The organism is Listeria cossartiae subsp. cayugensis (assembly GCF_014229095.1).
Classification (GTDB): domain Bacteria; phylum Bacillota; class Bacilli; order Lactobacillales; family Listeriaceae; genus Listeria; species Listeria cayugensis.
Genome location: NZ_JAARZC010000007.1, coordinates 1 through 26,113, shown reverse-complemented (window position 1 = coordinate 26,113; position 26,113 = coordinate 1). Strand labels below are relative to the sequence as shown.

Annotated in this window: 26 protein-coding genes; 21 read left to right on the top strand and 5 right to left on the bottom strand. The window is 34.6% G+C overall.

Going from position 1 to position 26,113, the window contains the following annotated elements; genetic code table 11:
- The first annotated feature begins 1 nt into the window (after position 1).
- The 14 genes from HCB49_RS14085 to HCB49_RS14015 all read left to right on the top strand — a co-directional run bounded on the left by HCB49_RS14085 (position 2) and on the right by HCB49_RS14015 (position 18,141).
- Positions 2-325 (top strand): DUF5592 family protein, encoded by a 324-nt coding sequence (locus HCB49_RS14085; RefSeq protein WP_185580065.1) that lies wholly within the window; start codon positions 2-4, stop codon positions 323-325.
- Positions 322-2,874, top strand: coding sequence for a TraC-like domain-containing protein (locus HCB49_RS14080; RefSeq protein ID WP_185605313.1), 2,553 nt, complete (start codon positions 322-324; stop codon positions 2,872-2,874). Before HCB49_RS14085 ends, HCB49_RS14080 begins: the two co-directional genes overlap by 4 nt.
- Positions 2,874-3,896 carry a peptidoglycan DD-metalloendopeptidase family protein gene (locus HCB49_RS14075; protein ID WP_260479534.1) on the top strand — a complete coding sequence of 341 codons (1,023 nt, stop codon included), beginning with the start codon at positions 2,874-2,876 and terminating at the stop codon, positions 3,894-3,896. The genes HCB49_RS14080 and HCB49_RS14075 overlap by 1 nt, the downstream gene beginning before the upstream one ends.
- Positions 3,897-3,918: 22 nt before the next feature.
- Positions 3,919-4,491: a G protein-coupled receptor family protein gene (locus HCB49_RS14070; protein ID WP_185605312.1), complete on the top strand. Its 573-nt coding sequence runs from the start codon at positions 3,919-3,921 to the stop codon at positions 4,489-4,491.
- Positions 4,492-4,496: 5 nt separating this feature from the next.
- Complete coding sequence (locus HCB49_RS14065) at positions 4,497-5,624, top strand: DUF3991 domain-containing protein (RefSeq protein ID WP_185605311.1); 1,128 nt, start codon at positions 4,497-4,499, stop codon at positions 5,622-5,624.
- Positions 5,625-5,629: 5 nt separating this feature from the next.
- Positions 5,630-6,595, top strand: a complete 966-nt coding sequence (locus HCB49_RS14060; RefSeq protein WP_185580077.1) for a coiled-coil domain-containing protein — start codon at positions 5,630-5,632, stop codon at positions 6,593-6,595.
- 424 nt (positions 6,596-7,019) lie between these two features.
- Entirely contained in the window at positions 7,020-7,313 is a 294-nt protein-coding gene (locus HCB49_RS14055; protein ID WP_185605310.1) for a hypothetical protein, read from the top strand.
- Entirely contained in the window at positions 7,303-7,620 is a 318-nt protein-coding gene (locus HCB49_RS14050) for a hypothetical protein (protein WP_185605309.1), read from the top strand. The genes HCB49_RS14055 and HCB49_RS14050 overlap by 11 nt, the downstream gene beginning before the upstream one ends.
- On the top strand, positions 7,617-7,964 hold the full coding sequence (locus tag HCB49_RS14045) for a hypothetical protein (protein ID WP_185605308.1): 348 nt from the start codon (positions 7,617-7,619) through the stop codon (positions 7,962-7,964). The genes HCB49_RS14050 and HCB49_RS14045 overlap by 4 nt, the downstream gene beginning before the upstream one ends.
- Before the next feature lie 46 nt (positions 7,965-8,010).
- A complete protein-coding gene (gene mobP2 / locus HCB49_RS14040) occupies positions 8,011-9,870 on the top strand; it encodes a MobP2 family relaxase (RefSeq protein ID WP_312026203.1) in 1,860 nt (619 codons plus the stop codon).
- A 12-nt stretch (positions 9,871-9,882) separates the two neighbouring features.
- Positions 9,883-10,083, top strand: coding sequence for a hypothetical protein (locus HCB49_RS14035; RefSeq protein ID WP_185605306.1), 201 nt, complete (start codon positions 9,883-9,885; stop codon positions 10,081-10,083).
- Positions 10,083-10,952 (top strand): hypothetical protein, encoded by an 870-nt coding sequence (locus HCB49_RS14030; RefSeq protein ID WP_185605305.1) that lies wholly within the window; start codon positions 10,083-10,085, stop codon positions 10,950-10,952. The genes HCB49_RS14035 and HCB49_RS14030 overlap by 1 nt, the downstream gene beginning before the upstream one ends.
- 110 nt (positions 10,953-11,062) lie before the next feature.
- The gene (locus HCB49_RS14025) at positions 11,063-11,962 is read left to right on the top strand and encodes a hypothetical protein (RefSeq protein WP_185605304.1); all 900 of its coding nucleotides are present in this window, start codon (positions 11,063-11,065) and stop codon (positions 11,960-11,962) included.
- Positions 11,963-12,009: 47 nt separating this feature from the next.
- A complete protein-coding gene (locus HCB49_RS14015; protein WP_260479533.1) occupies positions 12,010-18,141 on the top strand; it encodes a helicase-like domain-containing protein in 6,132 nt (2,043 codons plus the stop codon).
- Between the two features lie 349 nt (positions 18,142-18,490).
- On the opposite strand, the gene HCB49_RS14010 is transcribed toward HCB49_RS14015, so the two are convergent.
- Positions 18,491-18,775: a MerR family transcriptional regulator gene (locus tag HCB49_RS14010; RefSeq protein ID WP_185605301.1), complete on the bottom strand. Its 285-nt coding sequence runs from the start codon at positions 18,773-18,775 to the stop codon at positions 18,491-18,493.
- A gap of 92 nt (positions 18,776-18,867) precedes the next feature.
- Here HCB49_RS14010 and ssb point away from each other — a divergent pair, with 92 nt between their 5' ends.
- Positions 18,868-19,329: a single-stranded DNA-binding protein gene (gene ssb / locus HCB49_RS14005; RefSeq protein ID WP_185605300.1), complete on the top strand. Its 462-nt coding sequence runs from the start codon at positions 18,868-18,870 to the stop codon at positions 19,327-19,329.
- 56 nt (positions 19,330-19,385) lie between these two features.
- Here ssb and HCB49_RS14000 read toward each other — a convergent pair whose 3' ends face one another.
- Complete coding sequence (locus tag HCB49_RS14000; RefSeq protein WP_149056080.1) at positions 19,386-19,625, bottom strand: hypothetical protein; 240 nt, start codon at positions 19,623-19,625, stop codon at positions 19,386-19,388.
- 339 nt (positions 19,626-19,964) lie between these two features.
- On the opposite strand from HCB49_RS14000, the gene HCB49_RS13995 reads away from it, so the two are divergent.
- The 5 genes from HCB49_RS13995 (at position 19,965) to HCB49_RS13975 (ending at position 23,672) form a co-directional block, all read left to right on the top strand.
- A complete protein-coding gene (locus HCB49_RS13995; RefSeq protein WP_185605299.1) occupies positions 19,965-20,201 on the top strand; it encodes a hypothetical protein in 237 nt (78 codons plus the stop codon).
- Positions 20,202-20,204: 3 nt separating this feature from the next.
- The gene (locus HCB49_RS13990) at positions 20,205-20,912 is read left to right on the top strand and encodes a DNA/RNA non-specific endonuclease (protein WP_185605298.1); all 708 of its coding nucleotides are present in this window, start codon (positions 20,205-20,207) and stop codon (positions 20,910-20,912) included.
- Positions 20,913-20,924: 12 nt separating this feature from the next.
- Positions 20,925-21,608, top strand: a complete 684-nt coding sequence (locus tag HCB49_RS13985; protein WP_185605297.1) for a hypothetical protein — start codon at positions 20,925-20,927, stop codon at positions 21,606-21,608.
- A 20-nt stretch (positions 21,609-21,628) separates the two neighbouring features.
- On the top strand, positions 21,629-22,171 hold the full coding sequence (locus HCB49_RS13980) for a hypothetical protein (RefSeq protein ID WP_185605296.1): 543 nt from the start codon (positions 21,629-21,631) through the stop codon (positions 22,169-22,171).
- Between the two features lie 133 nt (positions 22,172-22,304).
- Positions 22,305-23,672, top strand: a complete 1,368-nt coding sequence (locus HCB49_RS13975) for a hypothetical protein (RefSeq protein ID WP_185605295.1) — start codon at positions 22,305-22,307, stop codon at positions 23,670-23,672.
- Positions 23,673-23,737: 65 nt separating this feature from the next.
- On the opposite strand, the gene HCB49_RS13970 is transcribed toward HCB49_RS13975, so the two are convergent.
- Positions 23,738-23,998, bottom strand: a complete 261-nt coding sequence (locus HCB49_RS13970; protein ID WP_185605294.1) for an AcrIIA4 family anti-CRISPR protein — start codon at positions 23,996-23,998, stop codon at positions 23,738-23,740.
- Between the two features lie 36 nt (positions 23,999-24,034).
- Positions 24,035-24,487 carry a hypothetical protein gene (locus HCB49_RS14410; RefSeq protein ID WP_230912289.1) on the bottom strand — a complete coding sequence of 151 codons (453 nt, stop codon included), beginning with the start codon at positions 24,485-24,487 and terminating at the stop codon, positions 24,035-24,037.
- Positions 24,488-24,729: 242 nt separating this feature from the next.
- Here HCB49_RS14410 and HCB49_RS13960 point away from each other — a divergent pair, with 242 nt between their 5' ends.
- Complete coding sequence (locus HCB49_RS13960; RefSeq protein ID WP_185605293.1) at positions 24,730-25,854, top strand: AbiH family protein; 1,125 nt, start codon at positions 24,730-24,732, stop codon at positions 25,852-25,854.
- A 157-nt stretch (positions 25,855-26,011) separates the two neighbouring features.
- Here HCB49_RS13960 and HCB49_RS14475 read toward each other — a convergent pair whose 3' ends face one another.
- A complete protein-coding gene (locus HCB49_RS14475) occupies positions 26,012-26,098 on the bottom strand; it encodes a putative holin-like toxin (RefSeq protein ID WP_220089436.1) in 87 nt (28 codons plus the stop codon).
- Positions 26,099-26,113: the final 15 nt, after the last annotated feature.

Here is a 26,113-nt window from a genome sequence, read left to right as displayed (position 1 = left end):
GATGAAAATAGAACAATCCTATGATATTCAAAAATCCATTCAAACAAAAACAAAAGTAAAAGGGTTAGTAGATTTTCAAGATGTATTGCTCGTGTTTCTGTATTTCATGCTTCTTTCTAAAATAAAATCCGTATTTCCTCCACAATTTGCAATGTACATTATTGTACTTAACGTGGGGGTAATGGTTTTTTGGACTTGGCGATCGAAAGCAAATTACAAAATGAAACATGGCCAGACACTTTTCAGAGTGCTTTTTAAACGAAGTAGAACGTATCATGCCATAGATTCAGAAGGCAACTCATATGGAGGAAGGAGAAAAGCATGACCAATTTATTATTTGATGATAAAAAGCTACAAGCTCAAGAGGCTGATTTAGAGAAAAAACTAAAATTGACTAAAAAGCAATTAAAGGCCGAAAGAAAAAGGAAGAGAAAACTACCTAAAACAACGATTGACTTAATTCCTATTCGTTACGCGAAAAGTGAGTCATGTTTTGCGTTAAATACTGGTGTAACAGATTATGTACAAATATCTGGGATACGGGTAGATGACTTAACACCTGTAGATAAACAGATAGCTATTAATCAATTTCATGATTTTCTAAAACAGTATGATGAACCTTTCAAATTGATTTATCAAACGTTTCCAGCAGATACTATTGAACCACAAATGTTTTTAAACCAGCGAATTAGAAAAAATAGTAATCCGGATTTTCAGCCATTCTTAGAAGATCGACGTTGGGAGTTAGAAGAAGCTGCTCGATCTATCTTGCATCAAGAATTTTATTTTCAAATTTTCGCAAAAGATGAAGAGGAACTTACTATTCTTCGTAACAGGCTTCTAAAAATAAAATATTCATACTTTAAAATTGAAGCTATTTCGTTTAAAAAGAAGATGAAAATTCTATTTAAATTAAACAATTTGAACACGGAAGTTTTGACAGATGTACCTGAAATTGAGTTTTTCCCAGGGGAACCACCAAAAGATGGTTTTGATCCACGTTTTTTACATTATATACAACCAAGAGGCGGATTTACACCAGATCGTAGGTTTATCGAAAAAGGTGATGGTTTTGAAACGTGTATTCATATTATTGAGTATAAGCGTGATGCCCGTCCTTTTTGGGGAAAAGGATTGTTCAACAAGAAAAACATTGTCACTATCCAAGATACAATGACTATTCCACGCGACAAGGTAATAGTGGCTATTAATGATAGTTCGGCCGAACAAGAAAATCGATATGACAATGCCAGGAATAAAACAGATGAGAAAATGGCAGCTAAGGAATATAAATCTTTAGACAAGTTAGCAGATGAGGTAGTAGACACACAAGAAACAGTGAAGGAGCTGCATACGCGGCTCTTTGTTTATGCCTCTACAAAATCTGAATTAGAAGAAGAAGTGGCTAATATCATTGGCGAACTTACGATTCAAGGATTTAGGGGAATGATTCAGTTAAGCGAAATGGAAGAAGATTATAAAGCCATGTTTACTGATTATTTGACACAGTACAATAAAATTCCAAGACATGGCCAAGAAATTAAGAGTAAAAGTTATGCTGGAAGTTATGCATTTGATTTCTCTTTTTTGATTGATCCAGAAGGTATGTATTATGGCAATACAACAACAGGTGGTGCTGTCATATTTAATCATACACATATGGATCACACGAGGTTATCTTATAACATGTTATTGTGCGGTGTTCCAGGTTCAGGGAAATCAACCACACTAAAGAAAATAGCTATAGCAAGGGTTATCATTGGAGAGCAAGTATTCATATTCGCCGTATCCAATGAATTTAATTTATTAAGTCGAACGCTGGGAGGCGTGGCTGAAAACATTGCTGAGTGTGCGACAAATCTTTTACAAGTGTTTGCTACTTGTGTAGATGAGAACACCTTGGAAGTACAAACAGAGGCATCGTTTGACTCTCATCTAGCTAAAGTGACGTTGATTTATCGGTTCCTTATGGATGAAACAGTGCCTGCTGTTGAACGAGAGTTGAAAGCTCAACTTCGCAAATTCTATGCATATTGGTGTTCTTTGAAAGGTATTACGATGAAAGAGATTACATCATTGCCAGCGACTGAGTATCCATTGATGGAGGATTTTTTAGCATTTCTCCATAAAGAATTATACGAGGATTTGAATAAGCGCAAGTATCAAGCTAAATGGAAAAAAAGTGAAATCGAAATCTTGGAACAGATTGTTAGTAATATAAATTCCATTATCATAAATGATCCACTATTTAATCGTCATACACAAACAGAAAGTATTGAGGATGCACCAATTGTAGTGTATAACATTGAAACGATGTTAAAGAGTAGTCCAGGACAATTGAATGCACAATTGTTTAATTGTTTGAATTTATTTTGGGACATCATCATACGTAAAGGTCAACAAGAAAAGGGAAAGCATGATAGAGGAGAAGTTTCGGGTAAGGAGTATATTTTTAGAACATTGATTTTAGATGAGTTTCATAACTGGATTCGTTCTGCGTTTCCCGAGCAGCTTCAATTATTAGATAGATTAAGTCGTGAAGCAAGGAAGTATTTTGCTTCACTTATTATTGCTTCTCAACATTTTCATGATATTTTACCTAAAGCGAATGGTGAAGAAAATCAGAAAGCTGTCGATGCAGCAATGAATAATATATTTGAGTCTACTACCTATAAATTATTTATGAAACAAAGTCCAACATCCGTAGCTGCAATTGAAAAGTGGTATGGTTCAGAGTTTAGTAAAAGTGAATTAATCCAAATACCCAATTTAACTAAAGGTTACGCAATTATGAACATTTCAGGTAAGCAAAATATTCATTTGAAATTTGATTTATCTAAGAGAGAAGAACGTATCTTTAGTGGTGGTCGTTAATGGTAAAGAAATGGGTAATAGGAATTGTCATTTCTAACTTAGGATTTTTCCTTCTCATGTTTTTGCTACTTGTCATGATAAGTGCAATTGTTACCTCTGGAGGTGCAAGTTCAAAACAAAGTGATGGAAGCTCTGAAAGATGCTCTGTTGTCGCATCGGGGAAGTTAGATGAAGCCACTTTAAGTAAATTCTTGGAAACGAGAGGTGTTTTTAAAGGAACGGCAAAAACATTTATCAAGTATGGTGAAGAATACAATGTAGACCCAGCTTTGGTGGTGGCCATTGCCATGCATGAAACAGGTAATGGTAAGTCCAGAATGGTAAGAAAGCTAAATAACCCTGGTGGTCTTATGGGGGATGGGTCAGGGTTTCAATTTTCTACTTTAGACAAAGGAATTGAAGCTATGATCAAAAATTTAGCTAAAAATTATATAACGCAAGGGCTTAATACACCTGAAAAAATACAGCCTAAATATGCTCCTGTAGGCGCTGCTAATGACGGTCTAGGATTGAACAAAGAATGGATTACTGGTGTTAACGGATTTCTTAAACAGTTAGGAGGACTTAGCACATGTGCAACCAGTAGCGAAGGGACTGGGAAATATATTATTCCAGTGGACAATCCGATTGTTTCTAGTGGTTTTGTAGATCGGGTAAATCCAGTAACTGGTGTTGCTGAACATCATAAAGGACTTGATTTTGCCCAACCAACTGGCTCAAACATTAAAGCAGCAGATGACGGTGTAGTTTTAGTAGCTCAAATGGGCGTTTCTGGTTCTGGATTTGGTGGATATGGGAACGTAGTCCTTATTGAACATACTAAAAATAAAGAGTGGACTCTCTACGGCCATCAATCGAAAATTTTGGTTAAACCAGAACAAAATGTTAAGAAAGGGGAAGTAATTGGGTTAGTTGGAAGTACTGGTCAATCTACGGGGCCACACCTTCACTTTGAAATAAGACAAGAGAAGATGGGTAAACAGATTGATCCGGCTCCTGTACTTGGAGTGAAAGGTAAATAACAGTTTGCCAAGGAGGTCAACAATGAAAAATAAGAAAGTGGTAATAATTTTAGGCATATTAATCGCTTTGTCTATTGTGGTTTTTGGTATTCGTGTTTTGCTACAGCCTACCGAAGAAGTAATGACAGAAAAGCGACCAGTTGAGAGAGAAACTAAGAGTGTTGAAGAAAATAACGCTCCACAAAATAGTACGAATGACAATCAGAACGCTACGATGCTAGACAAACAATTAACTAGCTTTATCCCTTTATTTTATAATGCTAATTATGCAAAAACGAGTAAGGATAAAATAGAAGATTATGTCACAGTGGACTTTTTAAATGAAATGAAACAAAACGAAGATAATCATGTGGAATACGAGGATAAAGACTATGCTATCCGTATTTCTGGATTATCTTTTTATATTCCAATTAAAACACAGATAGAAAGTGAAACGAGTGTGAAGGTGCTGACTTCTTTCGATACTTCCATCAGAAGTAGTGGCGCTCCGGAAGTAGAACGTTCCATTTTAGTGGAAATCACAATGGTGTACAGCGATACATGGCGAGTAAGTCGCATAGAAGATAAAAGTTCATTAAGTCAGAGAGGAGCGTGATTGAATTGGCGGAAACAGAGAAAAAAAGAAGCCGTTTTTTTAATCAAAAAGATAAAGAATTTGCAAGATCAGTAAACATACTTTCCTATTTACAAGCATGTGGGGAACCGTTTGAAGAGATATCAGTGGGTATGTATCAACACACAGAGCATGACAGCATCATGTATAGCTTAAAGAAGAATCTTTTCAAACGATTTAGCGATAGTAATACAAAGGCAATGACTAGTTGCATTGATGTAGCTATGTATATGTATAATTATAGTTTTTCCGAAGCTGTTCATGATATCCTTCAAAAGGCAAAGCACATCCCAGAAGAAGGTATTCAATTAACTTTAAGCTCGAAACCAAAAGTTTTTGATTACAACAGAGATGTACAAGAAGTTGAACATCCACAAAGAGCATTTCGCTATTTAACAGAAGAACGAGGATTAAATAAAAATTTGGTAAATTATTGCATAAAGGAAGGAGTAATTGCTGGAGATAAGCGTGGAAATGTTGTTTTTAAATGGATGAATATGAATGAATACAAGAGTAATAAATTGGTAGGGGCTTCTTTAAGAGGTACTCGAATTATCCCTTTAGAAAAACGATTAAAACCAAAAAATAAATACTTTCGAAAGATTCTAGAAGGAAGTAAGAATGATGGTGGATTTTATTTTGATTTGGGTATTCCAGAAAAACTAGTCATTGGCGAAGCTCCTATAGATGTCCTTAGTTACGTATCTAGGAAAATGAATAGTGGGGAAACAGAGGAATTAAAAAATACACGATTCGCCAGTATGGAAGGACTAAAGGATGTGACATTTTTAAAACAATTTGCTGCAGTAAATCATATCCAGGATAAAGTGGGCAGAAATAAAACGCCATCCGCTTTATTTGTTGTAGATAATGATCAGCCAGCTCAAGATTTTATTTTTAAAATGGAAGAAATGGGAGAGAATTTTAATTTTGGAGATAAGAAACTAGGAGATTATTTCACTTATGAAATGGTACCTAGTATTGAAATGGAAAACGGTGAGTTAATGAAAGATCAAAATGATTTGCTGTTATATACATTAAGACAGAACAAAGAAATAGTTCGAGACGTAAATGTAAATCAACAACAACCTCATCAACAAACAGGGGGGCGTTAAATAGCGTGAACAAGCTATTATTTTGGCGACAAACAGAAAATACCTATATAGATGAGAAAGAGAAGAGTGAACGAAAAAAGTACACTAGGGACGGTGAAAGGCGATATAAATACTTAGCTGCAAAAGTAGTTCGATTTTATTATATCGCTTTTAGTATTTCTGTTTTAATTGTATTAACGACCTTTACAATTGCAATTACAAATGCCAGTCACTATGACGTAGTTGATAGTGGTAGTGGTGAAGATACTGAAGAAAAGCTAGCAGGTACTACCTTGTTTTTAGCAGATAGAACCTACCATCCAAATACGAATCAAGCTGAATTTTTGTTTCAAGTAAGTCGTGAACCTATCTATCAGAAACAACCTATTCAAATGATTGTAGCTGAACGGAAAACAAAAAAAGAGCTAAAGAGTAGGCTCTTGGAGTTAAACGAAGAATACATGCTAGTTATCGTCAATGACGTCCCAGAAAACTGGAAAGAAATTGTATTTGACTTTGGAGAAAATGAACTTCTAGTGGACACAAATACGGAAGTTAAAACAAGTCATTTGTTAACAAAAAGCGATGAAGAAATTATTAAAGAAGGGGAAATGAAGCAATGTTCTTTCTTCTTCTCCGAGTATAAAACCCCTAAGGTAAAAGGTTATGCTAATATGTCGGATGATGATTACTTACGTTATTATGCGGACAAACAAATTGATGCAGCAGATGAATTAATGACTAAGTATGCAAAAGCTATTCAGACTTTGGATAAAGACGTGGAACACATGAATAAGCAAATTGAGCAATTAAAAGACGATAAAAAATATCAGACAGAAACGACTCAACTAGAAACAGATCAAAGTATTAAATCTATCCAAAGTGAACAAGATAAAATTCGTTCGAAAGTACAAGAAACGAAGTTAGGCATTAAACAATTAAATGATCGTAAAGGGAAACTAGAGGAATGGCTTAGTGATCATCCTGCCTAGTTTCCATTTTTTTCATCATTTTTGTATGGCAAAAAACTGGCAGAGATATGGCAAAAGGGTGGCATAAATACAAAAGGTATGGCAAACCGATGGCATTTGCTTCTAAAAAGGATAATGACGTATGGCAAATGGATGGCGTAAGTGATTATTAGTAGTAACTTTGTGAAGAATAATCGATTTTACTAGTAAATGGTATGGCAAATATATGGCAAATGCGTAAATTTTGACCCCACCACGAAGCTAGGCACTGCCTAGCTTCTCAATGGTTTTGACCCCAAATCCCCTTAACCTGCTTCTAAGAGGAAATGTTTCACATTTTCGATTAGAAGCTGTCTGTTGTCGGCTCAATGCCGACAACAGACAGAGGCACTTGGCGGTGATGTTCGCTTTTGCCAAAACAAATTCAGTACAGGAGGTTAGCAACATGTCTACTACAGAAACACAGAGCATTAACATTCGCGGCTTGAGTAAAACAGCCTATCAGCACATAGAGCAGCAAGCCAAGCAATCAAACATGAGTATCAACAAATATTTGCAAAAAAAATTAGAAGTCATGGCTTTTGGTGCAGGGACAGCAAGAAGGGATATCGAAGGCGAGCTAGTAAAAAAATCCCTGGAAACGATTCGTATCAATTCCCATTTCAGGTCATTGCTCCATGACTACTTTCCGGAATTACTTGCTGTGCAGAAAATAGAGGTGGCGGAGAATGGAAGTTAAAGTAACTGGTATTTCCAAGCAAGTAGTAAACGCTATTGATTTACAAGTCGAAGCAGAACGTTTAAAGGATGGAGAATTAACCAAATTATCGAAGTTAACCCGGGAAGCGTTCCTTCGAGATTATCTCGAACAAGAAGCAATTGCCCCAGAAGTACACCGAAAAGAGTTAGAATACGAAAACCTGATTATTCGGTTACTCTACTTTCTCGAATGCAACAGTTTGGAGTGGTTACAGCTGTTGGCTATTGTGGACGATAACTGGAAAGAAACAATAACTAATAGTAGCGAGGAAGGAGGGGGAGTATGACACCATTAAAGAAGATGACCATTCGTGTACATCAGTCTACGTACGAACGTTTAAAAGAATCTCGGTTAAGCGATGGGGAAGAGATTGAACGTATGTTTCGGTCAAATGACAAAAAAACAAAAGAGATCGAAAAACTAAACGAACAAGTGGTGGCTTTACAAAAAGAAAAGCAACTGTTGTTCGAAGTAACAAACAAAATGAATATGACGTTGGATATATTAAACACGATGGTATCTAACATGAATGTTACTGAATTTATCGCACACGATGTGGATGCGACGGAAGTTGTCCAAGCGGCGCACTTAAAACAAGAAGGAAGGGTGAATGCTATGCGCAACTATTAATGAAATTCCCCAAAAACCTACCTTCTAAAAAAGGAAGTGATGATAATTGGCAAGCAATTTAGGTGTTCTTCATGATGCTAAATTTACGTATGGCACAGACATAGCTGGGTTCATTAAATACATGGATGACGAAACTAAAACGAATCAAGAAGTTGCAGATCTGAATTTCGGAACTTTTTTGGGTTATATGGATAATCCGAATAAGTCAACAGGACTTTTCGATAGTACAGGTGAGTATGTTTCGAAAGAAAGACGAAAAGACTATGTGCAGTACTTCAAACTAGCACAAGAAAGGGATACGATTTTATGGCAAGACTTATTCTCTTTCAACAATGAATGGTTGGAAGAATATGGTCTGATGAATACTAAAACGAATGAAGTAGATGATATTCGCTTAATGAATGCAGTCAAAACAGCGATGGACACGCTAGTTAAAATGGAAGGATTACAAGATTATAAATGGGTAGCTTCGATGCACCATAACACAGAACATAGACATTTTCATGTTGCAGGTGTTGAGCTAAATCCAAGTAGGCTTTGGAAATGGCACAATGTTTACAAAAAAGATTATCGAGGTCGTTATGTTCTCGATGATGTTGGGAAGAAAATACCGACCGGGAATAAAGTTTTTCAACCTACAGGTGTACGAAAAAAAGAGACCTTGAAGAAAATTAAAAGTGTCTTTGTAAACCAGCTTATTCAATCAGCAGAAGCACTAAAAGCTATAGATCACGTGGCTCGCCAAGAGATTGTCGGTTCTATCAAAGCAGCGAAAGCTTTTCAAGTAGAAAGTCAGCAAGAGAAAGAAATGTTAGCGAATTTGTATCTCAAGCTACCGAAGGATAAACGACTTTGGAATATGAAAAATGCGAAGAAAAATTTCTTTGGTAAAGAAGTAACACTGCTGATTGAGTCGAAATTCAAGGGGCTACTAAAGGAACCTTACAATGATTGGCAAAAGAAGTCAGTAGCACAAAGTGAAGCGTATGAAAAAGCGTATAAAAATGTGGAGATAAAGGATGCTCCAATTAATGATCCTGAAATAAAGAAATACTATCAGGATAAATTAGACAAGCTTTATTACGATGCAGGGAATGCCGTATTAGCACAATTACGAAACTTAGACAAAGAAAGACAAGCAAGCGGTATGAACAGAAAACAGTTCATAGGTTCCATGCATATACCATTAGAGCGTGAACTGTTAGTAGAAGTGAAGGAATTTAGTCTAGGGAAAATCCAAAACCCACCTTCTAAAAAAGGAATTCATTCAGAATTGCAACCACTAACAAAATATAGTCCTTCTAATAAAAAGGATGTTTTAAAACCATATTCACAAGAAGAAGTAGATACCGCTTTATCTAATCTGATATTTAAACCTTTGGAAATAGAGGATGATTTTGCTTTGAAAAATCCACCTTCTCAAAAAGGAACAACAAATCACGCTCCTTATACACAAGAAACCATTGATTCGGCATTATCGTCTCTTCTTTACAAAGAGGGAGAAACTAAACAAAGCGCTAATTTTGAAAATCTACCTTCTCAAAAAGGACAAAGTTCTAGTCCATGGCACGTCGTCAATGTTTACTTGGATGATGAAAAAATTAGAGTGCTTACGAATAGTGAAGTAGAGCGTAAAGATGTGCAAACATTGTATGAAGAAAGAGAAAAATCACATAAAAAATACGAAGATAAAAATACCACTTATTCTACAACAGGAAAAAGAGAAGTAGAGTGGGATCGTCGTAAATTTATTGAAGAAAGACAAAATGCGGCAAAGATTCATAGAACTATTCGAGGAATAGATCGGAATATGAAAAAAGCAACAAATAAATGGCGTGATCAGATGGATTACGAGTATTTGGAACAACAAATTTTACAAGAAGGAAAACATTCATTTTCTTATTAGGAGGGCATTCATTTGTATAGTGTGACACTACAATATGTATTAGATAGTAAACTACCGATTTTAAACAAAAAAGAAGACACTCAATTTTTTAAGGAAGACTTATTCGTTAGCCTAAGTGACGTTAAACTAGTTGGATTTGTCACCACGGTAGGTGAACAAGCTAACATTTATCGACCTGTTTATAGTCCTAAAGGCAGAGAGGAGAAAATTTGATGGCAGAGCTAAATGGCAACAATACGAACATGGAGATTAAGACTTTGTTAAATGATGTTCTGGAGTATGCATTCCCTAGCAACACGCATCCGTTAGAAAAATTACAACGGTTTTCGGTGGAATGTCAGCGTAAAGAAGCAAAAAAAGATGGTGATTATAATGCTGATCTTCATCGAATTCGTATCTTTAATTTGTCCAGGGACTCAAAAGAAATACTTCTTACAGCATTGCATGACTTATCACATCATATTGAATATACGTTTTATGGGGAGTCAGCACATAGAGAAAGATTTTACACGTATTATCATAATGTATTGGTGACTGCAGTCGGAATGAAATTGTTAGCAAAGATGGACTTAAATTTGATCAGTGTAAAAGAATTGGAAAAGCTAGAAAAATTTCATGGACCAGTTGTTTATTGGAAAATCCCAGAAATTTCCTACAAAGACAACATTTTCTATTTAGATGTGAAAAACGGTTACGAATTCCGAGATGTATTAAAAGATTGGGGATATAAATATCTCAGTTTTGAAGAGGTTTGGAGAGGAGAATTTAATCGGGATACTGTGTGGGAAGAAAAAAGTGAACTGAATGAACTAGGTATAGAAGATAAATCAATTTGTGTACATCATGCAGTGGACTTTCAAACCTCTTTTGTTTATTATCTCGTTATTCGTAACGCCTATGACCATCGGCTAACGCTGCGGAAATTGGGCTATAAATATGGCGCATATAACGTTGGAAAACGAAATTGGGTCAAGAAAATTGATGCAAAAGATTTGAATGAAGAGAGAGCAAAAGTAGAAGGGTTGATGGGTGTTTCATTGAAAGTAATGAAAGAATTACCATCAAGCGGATCAACAAAGTAAAACATGCTGGATATAGGTAAGTCAATTAAATTAGGCAATAAAAAGAAGCCTCTGCAATTCTTTGAGGTTTCTTTTTTATGTAAATAAATTAAAAGAAAAGAGGAAAAAGAATGAACAGTACTAATTTTATGTTGTTTGAAGAAGATCGATTACACCAATTTGTGGAGGCAGCAGGGCATCACTTTACAGAGGATATTCAGGAGGCTATGTTTTTATGGCCCAATGGAGATATGACATCTTCTAATGAGTATGGTATCAGAGGTGACGATCATAATGTTTTAGGTAGTTATTTTGAATACCTGGATAAGAATGAAATCTTTGAGATGTCACGACATGAAATGCTTGAAGTGGCAGCTTCCACTGTAGGGACTGTTTTATTATCACCTGAATCTCAAACAGCCTCAATTGCAGAAAACCAAACCATGACTAAAGAACAACAAGAAATTCTCGGAAATTCAAGTTACCAGATTGAATATTTTACGGAAGGCATTTCTCAAAATCAAGGATTGAAAAAACTAGATCTGGATGAATTAACTATGAATAGTACTAATTATATTCTGTTTGATGAAGAAGAATTAAATCAATTTGTTTATGATAATGGACATCATTTTACAAAAGATGCCGATGAAGCGATGTTCTTATGGCCTAATGGCGAAATGACATCTTCCAATGAAGCAGGCGTTAGGGGAGATTCTCACAATGTATTAAGCAGTTATTTTGAGTACTTAGATAATGATGAAGTTTTGGATTTGAAAGGAAACGAACTATTTGAAGTAGCTGCGGCAACAAGTGGTACAATCATCATGACACCTGAAACGCAAACTGCTTTAATCGCGAAAAACCAAACAATGACTAGCGAACAGGAAGCTGTTTTGGAAAATTCATCATATAGCCTAGCTTACTTCTCAAATGGTGTATCTCAAAATGATGCGCTAGAAAAATTAGATTTAGATCAAAAACAAGTAGAAGATTTAAAAGATAAAGGACATAACCAAGGAATTAATCATTAATACCTTGGTATAACTTTTATAATTTGCATAATATAAAAATGGGTGTTATGATGAAAGAAAAATTTGTACTAGATGCTAATCAAACCAATTTATTAGATTTATTTGGTGAGATGGCTTCTTTATTTAAAAAAAATCCGAGAGAATGGCAACGATTTTTAGCATTTTCTACCAATATTTATAAATATAGCTTTGATAATGTGCTACTTACGTATGCGCAAGTGCCTTATGTGACTGCATTAGCGAGTGAAGCAGTGTGGCAAAAATTAGGAAGACAAGTGAATGAACACGCAAAAGCGATAGTTGTAACGAACTTTCAAGGGGAAAAAGCCTTTGAAACACATGCTCTTTTTGATGTAGATCAAACAAATGGTAAGCCTATTATGCTAGATCAGTGGAAGTTTGATGAAACTTCTTATAAAGCACTCGTATCTTCTTGGAATTTAAAGCCCTCTGATGATTATTTTGAACAATTAAGGGCTGGAATGATGAAACGAATTATTCAAGATGTACCAAATAATGAATTGGTAAGAAATAGTGTCTATTATTTAATGCAGCATAGATTAGGTATTCCAGAAAAGCCTTTGAATGAGAATGAAGTGGAAGGTCAGCGTTACCAAATAGCCTTCTCAGCATTAGAACAGTTGCAAACACTAGAACAACTTGCAAACATCGGTAATACTATTTTTAATAATGCAAGGCAAATATTAACGGAAATTGAAAGCTGGAAGAAAGAGTATGACAAAGAGAGGATGATAGATAATGACCATCGAAAAAATCAGGGAAAAAATAATGTACGAACAAATGCCGGACGGAAAGAGTTATCCCAAGATCAAAATAACGAATCAGAACGTGAGAAAGCAGGTAGGGGAATACGGGAAAGCGGTACTGGACTACCTGGAGGAGAACAAGCCGGAGAGATATCAGTATTTGATGATGTACAAAAAGCTCCTACCATTTTTACAGGAGATAGAACTAGAAGCGACACGAAAACAAATGAGCCTGGAAGCAATACTGGAGAAAAATTACCCCAGACCAGAGAGCCACAATCCGTTAGTCGTGACGAAGCACCTGAATTGGATAAGAATGATGGCGAAAGAAACAGTGATGAAAGACTTCATTCTTCAACCACGATAACTGACAATAATCATAATGAAAAGGAAGTTTCTGTACTTACAGAAGCTTCTTTTTTTGCGGAAGAATTTGATTTGTTTTCGCAATCAATGGATGATAATACGCCAAGCATGGAAATTAGTGAGAATTCGGGGGTAGTGAAAATTCAAAACCCACCTTCTAAAAAAGGAAGTAACTACTATAGAGATGAAAATAATCCTTATCCAAAAGGGGCGAAAGCTAAATTTAAGGCGAATATGGAAGCTATTCAATTGATCCAGGTATTAGAAGCTGCTAACCGTGAACCTAGCTTAGAAGAACAACAGGTTTTAGCACGCTTTACTGGCTGGGGTGGACTACAAGAAGTTTTTGATCCATCTAATGCAACATGGGAAAAAGAATATAAGCAGTTAAAAAAGTTATTACCGGAAGATATGTATGTAAAAGCCAGAAGTAGTGTTTTAACAGCTTATTATACAGAGCCATTTATTGTAGAAGAAGTATACAAAATGCTTGTAAGTAAAGGTTTTACTGGCGGTAACATTTTAGATCCATCGATGGGAACGGGGAACTTTTTTTCCAAGTTACCGGAAAAATTAAGAAGTTCTAAGTTGCATGGTGTGGAGTTGGATCCACTCACTGGAAAAATCGCCAAGTATTTGTATCCTGATGCTGATATTCAGATAAAAGGTTTTGAAAAAAGTCATTTTAGAGAAGAAAGTTTCGATTTGATTATTAGTAATATCCCATTTGGAGATTTTGAAATAAGTGATAAAGACATGAAGAAAAACTACAAAATTCATGACTATTTTATGCAAAAGTCGGCGAAACTTCTTAAACCAGGTGGAGTAATGGCTTTTATCACTTCCACAGGAACAATGGATAAAAAGGATAGCAAAGCTAGAATGGAATTAGCTGAGAAACTTGACTTAGTTGCTGGTGTCAGATTGCCCTCCAATGTGTTTAAACAGGTTGGAGGAACAAATGTTACTTCTGATTTAATATTTTTCCAGAAAAAATCCGAGGTACAAGCTACATTAGATACTTCTAAGGATGAGGTGAAAAATGACCCTTCGGCAACCTGGCTGGATTCCAAACAGTTAGGAAATGAAAAACTATGGAGGAATGAATATTTCATAGATAATCCAACTAACATTTTAGGGGATATACGAGTAAAAAACTTCCACGGACAGACGGAAGAAGTATTTATTCCAGATTATGATAAAGTTGCGTTTCAAGAAAGACTGCGCTCAAAGCTATCAGAGTCTTCTTTTAGTTGGAATGCTGAAATGGATACAGTTAATGAAAAAACCATCCCTAATGAAACGAAAAAGGTAAAAGGGGAATCGTTTATTCCTAGGACGGATGAAAGATGTTTCACCTACAAGATAATGAACGATTCTATTTACTATGTGGAAAAAGATGTCTTAGAAAGGAAAGATATCACCGGGAAAGCAGCAGAAAGAATCAAAGGTATGCTCAAAATAAAGGATGCTTTATTAGATGTTATTAATATTCAGGAGAGCTCCTATGAACAGCAAGAACTAGAAAATGCGCAATTAATTTTAAACGAAGTATACGATGAATTCGTTCGTAAAAATGGATTCATTAATGATAGAGCAAACCAACTAGCTTTTCAAGCAGATGATCAATTGCCATTACTGCGCTCCATTGAAGTTCCGGATAATGAAAACAAGCAATTCCATAAAGCGATGATTTTCTCAGAAGCGACTATCAGACCAGCGCTTGAAACCGTAAATATAACGACTGCTGAAGAAGCGCTAATTTATTCGCTAAATAAAGTGGGTTATGTAGACTTAGGATTGATGAAAGGTGTCTATCAAGTTTCTCAAGAAAAACTCATTGAAGAGTTGGACACTAGTATTTATTTTGAGCCATACACCAATGTGCTTTTTGAGCCAGAACCGACGGAAACTATTGCAGGTGAATGGGTAACCAAAGAGGCATATCTTTCGGGAGATGTAAAAACAAAGCTTGCACAAGCACGGAAAATTGCTAGTATCCATCCGGAAATATATGGAAGAAATGTGGATGCTTTGGAAAGTGTACAGCCAGTTGATTTAAAACCATCCGAAATTAAATACAGTATTGGTTCGACTTGGATTCCAAAGGAAATATATGAAGAATTCATGTACGACTGTTTTGAAACAAGTTATGGCAATAGGCGTTCAGAAACAAATAAGTACTTCATAGGAATTGACTATTGCAACATTACTTCTAAGTGGAGTATACAAGGGAAATTTAGAGAACCTCGATCCATTCGTGCAAATAAAACTTTTGGATCTGATCACTTAAATGGATATGAAATTATGGAGGATTGTTTAAATCTACAGTCTTCAACAATTTATAACACAGTGAGAGAGTTAGATGAGAATGGTAATTTAATTGAAAAACGCGTTGTGAATGCGAAAGAAACAATGGTTGTTCGTGGGAAGCAACAACAGTTACAGGAAAAATTTGCCTCATGGTTATTTGCAGAACGAAATCGTTCCGTTAAATTAGGAAGACTTTACAATGATCGTTTTAATCGAATTGTACCACAAAATTTTAATGGTTCTTATTTGAGCTTTCCTAACATGAGTAAAGAATTGACTCTTCGTCCCCATCAACAAAATGTTATTGCCAGAATTGTACAGAAAAAAACTGCTCTTATGGCGCATGAAGTTGGAGCCGGAAAGACAGCAGCTATGATAGCAGCTGGCATGTATTTAAAAAGAATTGGAACAGTAAAAAAACCGATGTTTGTTGTACCTAATCATTTGATGGATCAATGGGGGATGGAGTTTTTACGCTTTTTCCCTGGAGCCAACATACTAATTTCTAGTAAAAAGGATTTCCAAAAAGAGAATAGAAAGACGTTCACTTCCAAAATCGCGACTGGAAATTATGATGCAATTGTGATTGGACATAGTCAGTTTGAGAGAATGCCGCTGAGTGTAGAAAGGCAGAGCAACTATATCAATAGTCAAATTACTGAGATAGAAAATGAAATTTATCAACAAAAAGCAACAAGTGGGCAAAAGTGGACAATTAAACAAATGGAAGGCATGAAGAAGAAATTAACTACTTCTTTAGACAAGTTAAATAATACATCAAAGAAAGATAATGTGATTGACTTCGAAAAATTAGGCGTAGACTTTTTGTTTGTTGATGAAGCACATAATTACAAGAATTGTTTTGTATATTCTAAAATGCAGGGGGTTGCTGGTATTAGTCAGTCAAATAGTCAGAGGGCAACGGATATGTTAATGAAGTGCCAGTATATGCAAGAAATACAAGACGGTGCAGGTGTGGTGTTTGCAACTGGGACTCCCATTTCTAATTCTATGTCTGAAATGTACGTAATGCAGCGTTATTTACAACCAGATGCTTTGGATCAAATGTCTATAAGTTCTTTTGATGAATGGGCTTCAACCTTTGGAGAAGTAGTTTCTAGTCTGGAAGCCACACCGGAAGGAGGTGGTTATAAAATGAAAGCAAGGTTTGCTAAGTTCCATAATTTACCGGAGCTAATGAATTTATTTTCAGAAGTAGCGGATATTCAAACAAGTGATATGTTAAATTTGCCTGTGCCAATTATTAATGGAGGACAAGCTGAAATTGTAGCAACAGAGGCTACTCCATATCAACTAGAAGTTATGGAAAGTTTTGTGGATCGTGCAGAAAAAATAAGGCTAGGAGCAGTAGATTCTTCGACTGATAATATGCTGAAGCTCACACACGAAGCAAAATTGTTAGCAATTGATCCTCGGCTGCTTAATCCATTGGCACCAAATGATCAGGGAAGCAAGTTAAACACCTGTGCGGAAAATGTTTATCAAATTTGGGAAAAGCATACAGAGTTGAAATCGACACAAATGATATTTTGTGACTCTGGAACACCTAAAAAAGATAAATTTAATGTGTACGATGAAGTAAAACGAATTTTAATTGAAAAAGGAATTCCGGAAGATCAAGTAGCATTTATTCATGATGCGAAATCGGACGTGCAAAGAGAAAAGCTCTTTCAAAAGGTTCGAGATGGGCGAGTAAGGGTGCTTCTAGGTAGTACCTCTAAAGTCGGAACTGGTACGAATGTACAAGATAAATTGGTTGCTGGGCATCACCTAGATTGTCCTTGGCGCCCTTCTGATATTATCCAACGTGATGGACGTGTTGTTAGACAAGGAAATACTAATGAGTCTGTCTATATGTATCGCTATGTAACTAAATCTACTTTTGATGCCTATCTCTGGCAGATTCAAGAGCAAAAGCTTAGTTTTATCTCACAAGTTATGACGGGCAAAAGCATTTCACGTGATTGCTCGGATATAGATGAAACTGTTTTATCAGCAGCTGAAGTAAAAGCAATTGCTACAAGTAATCCACTTTTAGCAGAGAAAATGACTTTGGATAATGAAGTTATGCGGTTGAAAATTTTGAAAGGAGAATGGCAAAATGCAAAACTTACAATGCAAAGTGATCTGGAAGAGAAGTTTCCGGTAAACGTGAAAAAATTGCAGAAAGATGTAGAGAGCTTAGAACTGGATGCTATTAAAGTCCCTAATAAGGACAGTGACGGGGCTAAACTTCCGTTTGCTATTCAATTAGGTGATAAGTGCTTTGATAGCCGGAAAGAAGCGAGTTTAGCGCTAGAAAACATTTCTATGTTATTGAAATTAGAAACAGGAGAAAAACAAAAAATTGGTTCTTTTCATGACTTTGATATTTACCTGGCAAAAAGTAACTTTCAAAAGAACTTACTTTTAGTAGGAGAAAAGGAATATGATACCCCTTATCAAATTGAAAAGGGGATAGGAAATATCATCAAATTAGAGAACGTATACTATGGTATCCCAGGAGAGTTAGATAAAACTAAAATTGACTTGCAGATGTATCTAAAAGATTGGGAGGACACTAAGGTGGAAGTAACCAAACCTTTCATTCATGAAAATGAATTGGAAGACAGTTTAGAAAAGCAAAACAAGCTTAACTTTCAATTAGAGTTGCAAGGATCAGCCACACAAGAGAAGCAAGTGGAAAAGGAACAGGTTGAAAAAATTAAATAAAAAACATATATTTTATATTATACATAATATAAAATATATGTTATAATTAAGCTAAGATAAATCAGAAGGGATGAGATAGAATGACTATTCGTGAAAAAAGTATACTTTTGTTTCAAAAATTTGCACATAGTCCATATTGCACGTTGGTGTTTAGTTTGTTAGGAGCATTATTGTTATTGAAGACTTTGTTGTTTTTTGCTGGTGGATCGTTCATTAATCTTTTTGCCTTGGGTGGAACTATACTTTTGATTATTGAATTAATCAAAAAAACATGGCTATTCCTTCTGGGATTATCGCTTATTATATTTCTGTTTTGGTTTCTCAATTAAAAAAACAAAAGCAACTACTGTTACTTTTGTTTATGCCAGCCACGCGGATCTTTCTTATTTTCGGCAACTATTTGTTTTAGTTCTAGTAAGTCTGATTTCCAAAACACTTTATTATGAGGTCGATTGATTATTGGCGTTAATAGATTTCTTTTAACGTAATTATCAATAGTAATGCGATTAACATTAATTAAATCAGCAGCTTCAGAAGTGTTTAACAAATTTTCGGCTAAATAAGAATTCAACCATTTTTGTTTCTCAGCATCATTTAAAGCAGTATTTGATAGAGTATCAATGATTTCTTTCATAAAGACACCTCTTTTGTGGGTTATTAATTGTACTATATCATTAAATTATTATTATGTAAAATATACAAATTACATTTTTAGGAGGAAATTATATGATAAATCGTGTTGTATTAGTAGGTAGATTAACCAGAGAGCCAGAATTGAGATATACGCCAAACGGAATAGCTGTAGTAACATTTACATTAGCTGTTAATCGCGCGCGTACAGATAAAGATGGGAATCGTGCAGCGGACTATATTAACTGTATTGCTTGGAGAAAAACTGCGGAGAATATAGCTAATTACGTGAAAAAAGGTCATCAAATGGGGTTAGATGGACAGATTACTACGCGTAATTATGAAGGAAAAGATGGAAAGCGTGTTTACGTCACAGAAGTGCTTGTGGAGAGTGTAGAGTTCCTGGAGCCACGTAAAGATGCAAGGAATGCAATGCCTGAAGAAAATGATGCTCCACCAGTAAAGTCTAATGATCAAAAGCCAGCAAATCAACCAAGTGATCCTTTTGCACGTGAAACAAAACCAATTGATATATCGGATGACGATTTACCGTTCTAACAATAAATGAATACTTCAAAAAGACCCTCGCATTTATCGGAGGGTCTTTTAAATTACTAATTTTTTGGAGCATTTTTTTTGTTTCGTGCATATTCTTCACACTCTTCTTTAAGAAAAAGGCGGACTTTCGATTGATGTTCCCCTTTTTCATAAAACGAGTTTAATGTTCCTGTCTGTATACTTTGATTAAATGCGGCTTGAGATTGTTTTGTAATTGCTCTAGCTTCTGTTTTAGTTAGTAAATTGCTAGCTAAATAAGTCTTTAACTCTTCTAAGTTTTGTATAGGAAAGTCCATTAAAGTTCACCTCATAATCATAATAACATGTTAATAAAAACATGTCTATAAAAATAACATATTAATATAGACATGTTAATATAAATATGGTAAAATGAATATATAAGAAATGAGGTGGTCATATGTATGGTTTAGACATGTTGGTAGCAATTTTTATGTTCATAATATTGTGTTTTGTTGGAACGATTGTATGGATCGATGCCAAAAAAAGAGTACCTGAGAAGCGGCAACTTCACAAAGGTACTCTTAGTAAAAAAACAATATAGAAATTATATCACAAAAGTAATGTGATATGTAACAATCCCAATCTAAAAAATCGAAGCAGAGAGGTAGAAGAATATGACAATCAGTCAAAGAAAACCTATTAGAGAAACTTTAGGTATTTTACAAATTCAACAAAAAATTATCGATACAATGATTGATGAAGAACGAAAATATATGGATGGTTTTCCAAAAAGCAAAGTAAACACAGGTGAATATATGGAAGTGGAGGATGCAATAGCGGGTTTAGAATTCGCAAAAGATGCCTTAAATGATTACCTGATTTATCTCGAAAATACAACAAAACGGAGGTGACTTATGAAAAAAATAATCTTATCATTTATCGCATTTCTTTTGATAGGTGCAGGGGTTTATGAAACAGGAGTATGGCAAAAATTAAACCCAAACACAGAAACTACTGCTAAAGGTACTATAGATGCAAAAAGTAATAGTACCCTAGCAAATTTAACCTTTGATGGTACAAATCAAGTGATACAAGTAAATAGTAATGTTCCTACTTTTGATAAAGAAGATTTGGCAATATCGAAAGGGACGTGGCAAAGCTTTACCGACTTAGATAAATTAAACCGAGTCGGTGAAGCGAATGCAATGCTCCATAAAAGCTTGATGCCAACTCAAGAACGAGAAGCACTATATATCAATCCTACAGCTTGGAAAAATAAAAAAACTTCTTCTGGGTGGCTATATAATCGCTGTCACTTGATTGGGTATCAACTTACAGGTGAGAATAATAATCCGAAAAATTTAATGACAGGAACTCGATCATTGAACGCTCCTGGAATGCTAGAGTATGAAAATGAAGTCGCTAGTTACTTAAGAAAAACGAATAATCACGTGCGCTATAGGATTACTCCTGTTTTTAGAGAAGGAGAGTTACTTTCTCGTGGTGTTCAAATGGAAGCTCAATCTATTGAAGATACAAGCATAAAATTTAATGTATATGTATTTAATGTAGAGTTGGGAATGGTACTAGATTACAAAGATGGAACTTCAAAAAAACAGTAGAGGTGGGTAATAATGCGTGAATTATATAGTGAAGGCTTATCTGGTGAAGTGATATTCAAGTTGGACCAATCTGGAAATAAACTTTACATGAAAAATTATAAGCGACTTGGCTTAGGAAAAGGGATTGAAGTAGTTGGTTATACGTATTCCAAAAAAGAGGCTGGATTATTTTTAGAAGGTACTAAAGAGCTCCTGGAAGAAGTACTCTACAACTTAAACTGTGATGGCAAGTATTTGTGGAGAACAGAAGAAGAACCCAATGCGATAAATGAAAAAGAAGATTTAAAATTTGAAGATAAAGTGATTTTAGCAGCTGCGGACTACATGACAAGAGAATTTAGCGAAGAAGACGATGATTTAGAGGAGTACAGGATTAGTATGGTGGAGCTCACAAAAGATTATGTTAAGAAAGGGGAAAACATTCCTATTGCAACGGGGTATGTAGATGAACCTTATTGTCATCTGGACGCGTTTATTGATATTAAAAATAAATCCATCTTTCAAGAAATAACTCCTTTTGATGATAATTTAGATGATGAGAGTATAATTTTGACTTTATTTCAAGGAGAAACAGAAGAAGCATTGCTATCAGAAATAAGTAAGATTTTCTTTGAAGCCATGGCTATGGCTGATGAGGATAGAGTACAAGAACTACTAGATGAAAGAAATGCTAAAAGTAAAGGATTTACTAGATAAAAAAATAGGAGCTGATAACTTTGGAAGACATGAAAAAATATGAAATAAAAACTGTTCAAAATGGTTGGACCCGATTTGAAAATTATCGTGATGGCTATGTGGTTGCAATTAAAGCGTTTCAAGGAATATGCGTGAATATCACAAATTTTTCTAGTTCATCATTACACAGCTATAGCATAGAGGACTTGGAAAAGGACACAGGCGATTGGAGTTATATCTTTGATGAGCAATTGTTAGAGCGCGTGGATGGAGAGGATGAATTAAAAGCAGTTTTAGAGAAATATCATCTAACAGAAGATGAAATTGCTGAAGTTCTTAATTTTGATTTTGATGATAAATATAGTGATTCATATAATTTACAAGCTGAACAAATTAGACAATATATGGAAAGTGAGAGGAAAAGAAAAGCTTGGGAAGCGGAAATACAAGAAACAAAAGAAGCTTTAGCAGAACTGTCAACAGCAGAAATAAATGAATGTTTAGAGTTAGTTCATATGACCTTTGAGAAATCTAAGGAGCTTATTTTTGAAGAACTTGCTAAGAGAGAGAAGAATAAAAAATAGCTAAAGTATTTAGTAAGCAATAAGAAGTATTAAGGTATCAGAACAGTAGCGATGATGCCTTTTTATTATGTAGAGGTTATCATTTTACGGTACAAAATGGTAAAATAAGGTTAGCAACGGGAGGTGCATTCTGATGGATGTAACACTTTTTTTAGTAAGAGCATTATCTACCAAAATTTATGAAAAGGATATTACGGTTCTTTTTGATAATCATGCACTAGAAGCTTATCAAGCGGCACAAAAAAGCCCATTTTGGAATTCTTCAGGAATCCGAGAATTACCACCTGATGATGAAATACGAGCAAGAAAAATTCTTGGATTAGTATGCTTGAGTATGGAAAATAATACAATTCAAGATGAGTTAACGACAATTTTTTTCTCGAAAATTGGACTTTTGTTAAAAAGATACATAATTAAAGAAGATTCACCAGAATATTATGAGTTACATTTAGATGAAATGCGACAACAAGTTAATGCTTTACCACAACGAGTTGTGGACTATGTTCTTATTTTATTAGGAAATAATGGAATAGATAGAGATGATACCCTTGGCTATGTTTATGAACTTTTGCAGCACTGGGATTCGGAAGGTGATGTGTTTTCGAGTTTATCAGAAAAAGATAAACTAGTGGCCATTAACTTAGTGAAAGAGTATTTTCCTGAGCGAAAATATACAAACTATACGAACTTAATAAAGGTTTTATATAAACACAAGGGATTAAGTAAAGAAGATATAAGTGCTTTTCAATATATCTTTCTATCGGAACAAATTTCTACAGAAGAATATGGGGAGCAAGTTGAGATCAAGAAGGATGATCTAAGAAGGTTATTTGCGATAGCTGTACGCAACAAACTGTCTAATAGAATGCTCCCTTACTTTGTTTTAACCGGTATAGAAAGCCTGATTGTCGCAAAATCATATAATAAACTAAGGAAGGGTTTATTGAAAAGTGATTTAGAATTAGTCGAGGTAAAACACCAGGTACAAATAAGTAATGAGCAGAAAATGAAAAGAGAAAATCAGTTACTGCAGCAAGAAAACAAAAATCTTCAGGATCGCATAAAGTTTTTAGAGGGGGAGCAGCACACCTGGAATAAAGAAGAACTTAAAGCAAGAGAAGAAACCATTTCTATCCTGGAACAATTACTAGATAGAAAAGTGAACGAGTTGGAAGCAGCAACCAAAGTCGATGCTGTTAAAGAAACGGATGCAGCAGAAATAAGCTTGGAAGGCTTGAAAATAGCTGTTGTGGGTGGGTACCCTAAACTTAACACTGATCTAAAAAATGAAATACCTGATCTTTCTATCTTTTCTACGGTTGATCGATTAAATAAATCCCTTCAACAATTCGATTTTGTATTTCTGTTAACTTCTTATGCGAGTCATGCTATGAAAATGAAGTTAGATAGCTTGAAAGTTGATTATCTTTACTTGGCCAACATGACAGCTGCAAGGTTGGTAAATGAAATTAAAATGCTTGTTCAAGCTAAAAACAGTTAAGATAGCTGTAGCAAGTGATAATAAAGACCCCCAAGCTAAAAACTTGGAGGTCTTTGTTGTCGTTATTATTTAAAATGTGTTTTTACAATATCTTGCATATCGTTGTAAAATTCTTCTTCATCCTCATAGGCACCATCCCAGCCATTTTCGAATGTAGAAACGAATTTTTCAACAATTGACTCGAAGTTGCTTTCGCTAATCACGTACTCGTTGCCATCATTATTAACGTGAATAATTAGTTGTGTGATACTATTGCTATCCGTTCCACTCAATTTCGCTGTGTAATCTTTGTTTTTGATTTCTCTAACTAGCTCTTTTAAATTCATCTTTTTTACCATCCTTTTTTTATATTTATTTTATGTTTACCATTCTTTTATTGGATTGCCTTCACTATCAGAAAGAACAAAATCGCTTTCGTTTTCAAATGATAACTGTACAAGTGTTTCAAGGCTAGTTTTATCACTATCATCAAGTTCTTCTTCCTCTTCTTGTAAGTCTTCATACCATTCTTTTGCTTCGCGCTCTATTAATGCTTTATATTCTTTCCAAGTTAGCAAGGAGTCGGTTCCTTCGTTATACCAGTACGTAGTTTCCATTTCCATTTCTTTTTCTAATTCCGTTAATTCATCAAGTACTGTACCAGGTGTTTCACCAACTGCTTCACTAATCAATTTAATATTTAAAGCAGATAAATTATGTACTGATTTAGAATTAGCAAAACTGAGCGTGGTTTCTTTAATACCCGATTCTTTTGCTAGTTTGTAGAGTGACCATCCTTTTTTTTCTTGTGCGTATCTTTTTAAAAACCCTTTCATCTCTCATCCATCCTTTATGTTAGATTTGTGTTTCTTTACTATATATATAGTATACCCCAATATATTGGGGTAGTCAAGTAAAAAGTAAGAAGAAAGTATAGAAATGTGATCTAAAAATAAAGTATAATGAGGTGTAATGTAGTTACAATGATTTAGAGGGTTAGATAGAGAACGGATAAATTTTGAGTGAATGAAAAAAGTAAGTATAAAAACTACACAGAGCTGAAGGGAAGATAGGATTAATGGAGATAACATATTTGGTAGGTAATGGGTTTGATATGATGTATGGTCTTAAAACTTCTTACAATCAATTTTATGAGTATATGTTGAGAGAGTTTTCAAAAAACAAAATAAAGAATAATTTTTTTTACAACCAAATAAAAGAAGATGTTGTAAAATGGTCTGATTTTGAGTGGATGATAGGTTTGTCAACTAAGTCAGAACGAGAAGTTAATGACTTTTTAGCTAAAAATGAACAGTTTACAGAAACAGATTTAGGAAAGGAACTTTTTGATAAGAAACATTTTTTAGATTCTTTAGAGGAATTTCATGAGGATTTTGAAAATTATCTTAAAATGGAAGAGGAAAATGCTTATATTCCAAATCTAGAAGATGCTTTAATTTCATTTTTAAAAGAATTGGATGATGTTTTCTTCACACAAATTGCAGAAGTACTTCATCCGAAAATGTCACCATGTGAAATCAAAATTAATTTTCTGCAATTTAATTATACAAACATTTTAGATAGAGCAATTCTAAAAATTGATTGGGAAGTCGTTGAAAAATCATTGTATGAATTACTAAAAATAGATGAAACTTATAAAGTTACAGTCGCACTTGGGGAAAATATTCATGTTCATGAAAGCTTAGGAAAAGGTTCTTTCTTAGGAGTGAATGATAGATCGCAATTAAATAGGAGTCTATTCTCAACAGCAGAGCTAAATTATTTAATTAAACCAGAAACAATTGATGAATATGATTATTTAAAGTTAGGACAATTGTATAGTATTATAAATAGAACTGGTTTATTTGTAATATTTGGCATGTCCCTAGGAGCGACAGATTTGTTGTGGTGGCAGGAACTTATAAAAAAAGTAATAAATGAAAATGTGCTTATTGTCTTACATAGATTTGATAAGAAATTGACCTTTAATAAATCTAACTCTAGAAAATATTTGGAGATTGCTTATTCTACCAGGAGGTTATTGTTTAGATACAAAACTAGTGCTATATCTATAGCGGTTGAAAGGAAAGTTATACCTCTTGTAAATAGTGAAAATTTATTTGTTGATCAAAATTATATTAGAAGTTTAAATTTAAAATCTAAAAATTTAAAATCTAAAAATGAATACATGCTTAATCATTAAGGTTGTTTCCTTAACTATAAATGTGGTATTATGTAAATGAAAAGAGAGCCATGCTTGAACATGACTCTCCAACAGCAGCACCGTTAAAAAGACGGTGGACAAGGTTTAAAAATTGATTGATAATCGTCTTTTCGCACCTGTCAAAGTGTAAAGACGATTATTTTTTTGGTTTATTAAAGTCTAGTATCAGCACAACCAATGTGGCAAAAGCCAACATTAAAGTCATTGCTTCAAATACAGACATGCTTTATTCCTTTCT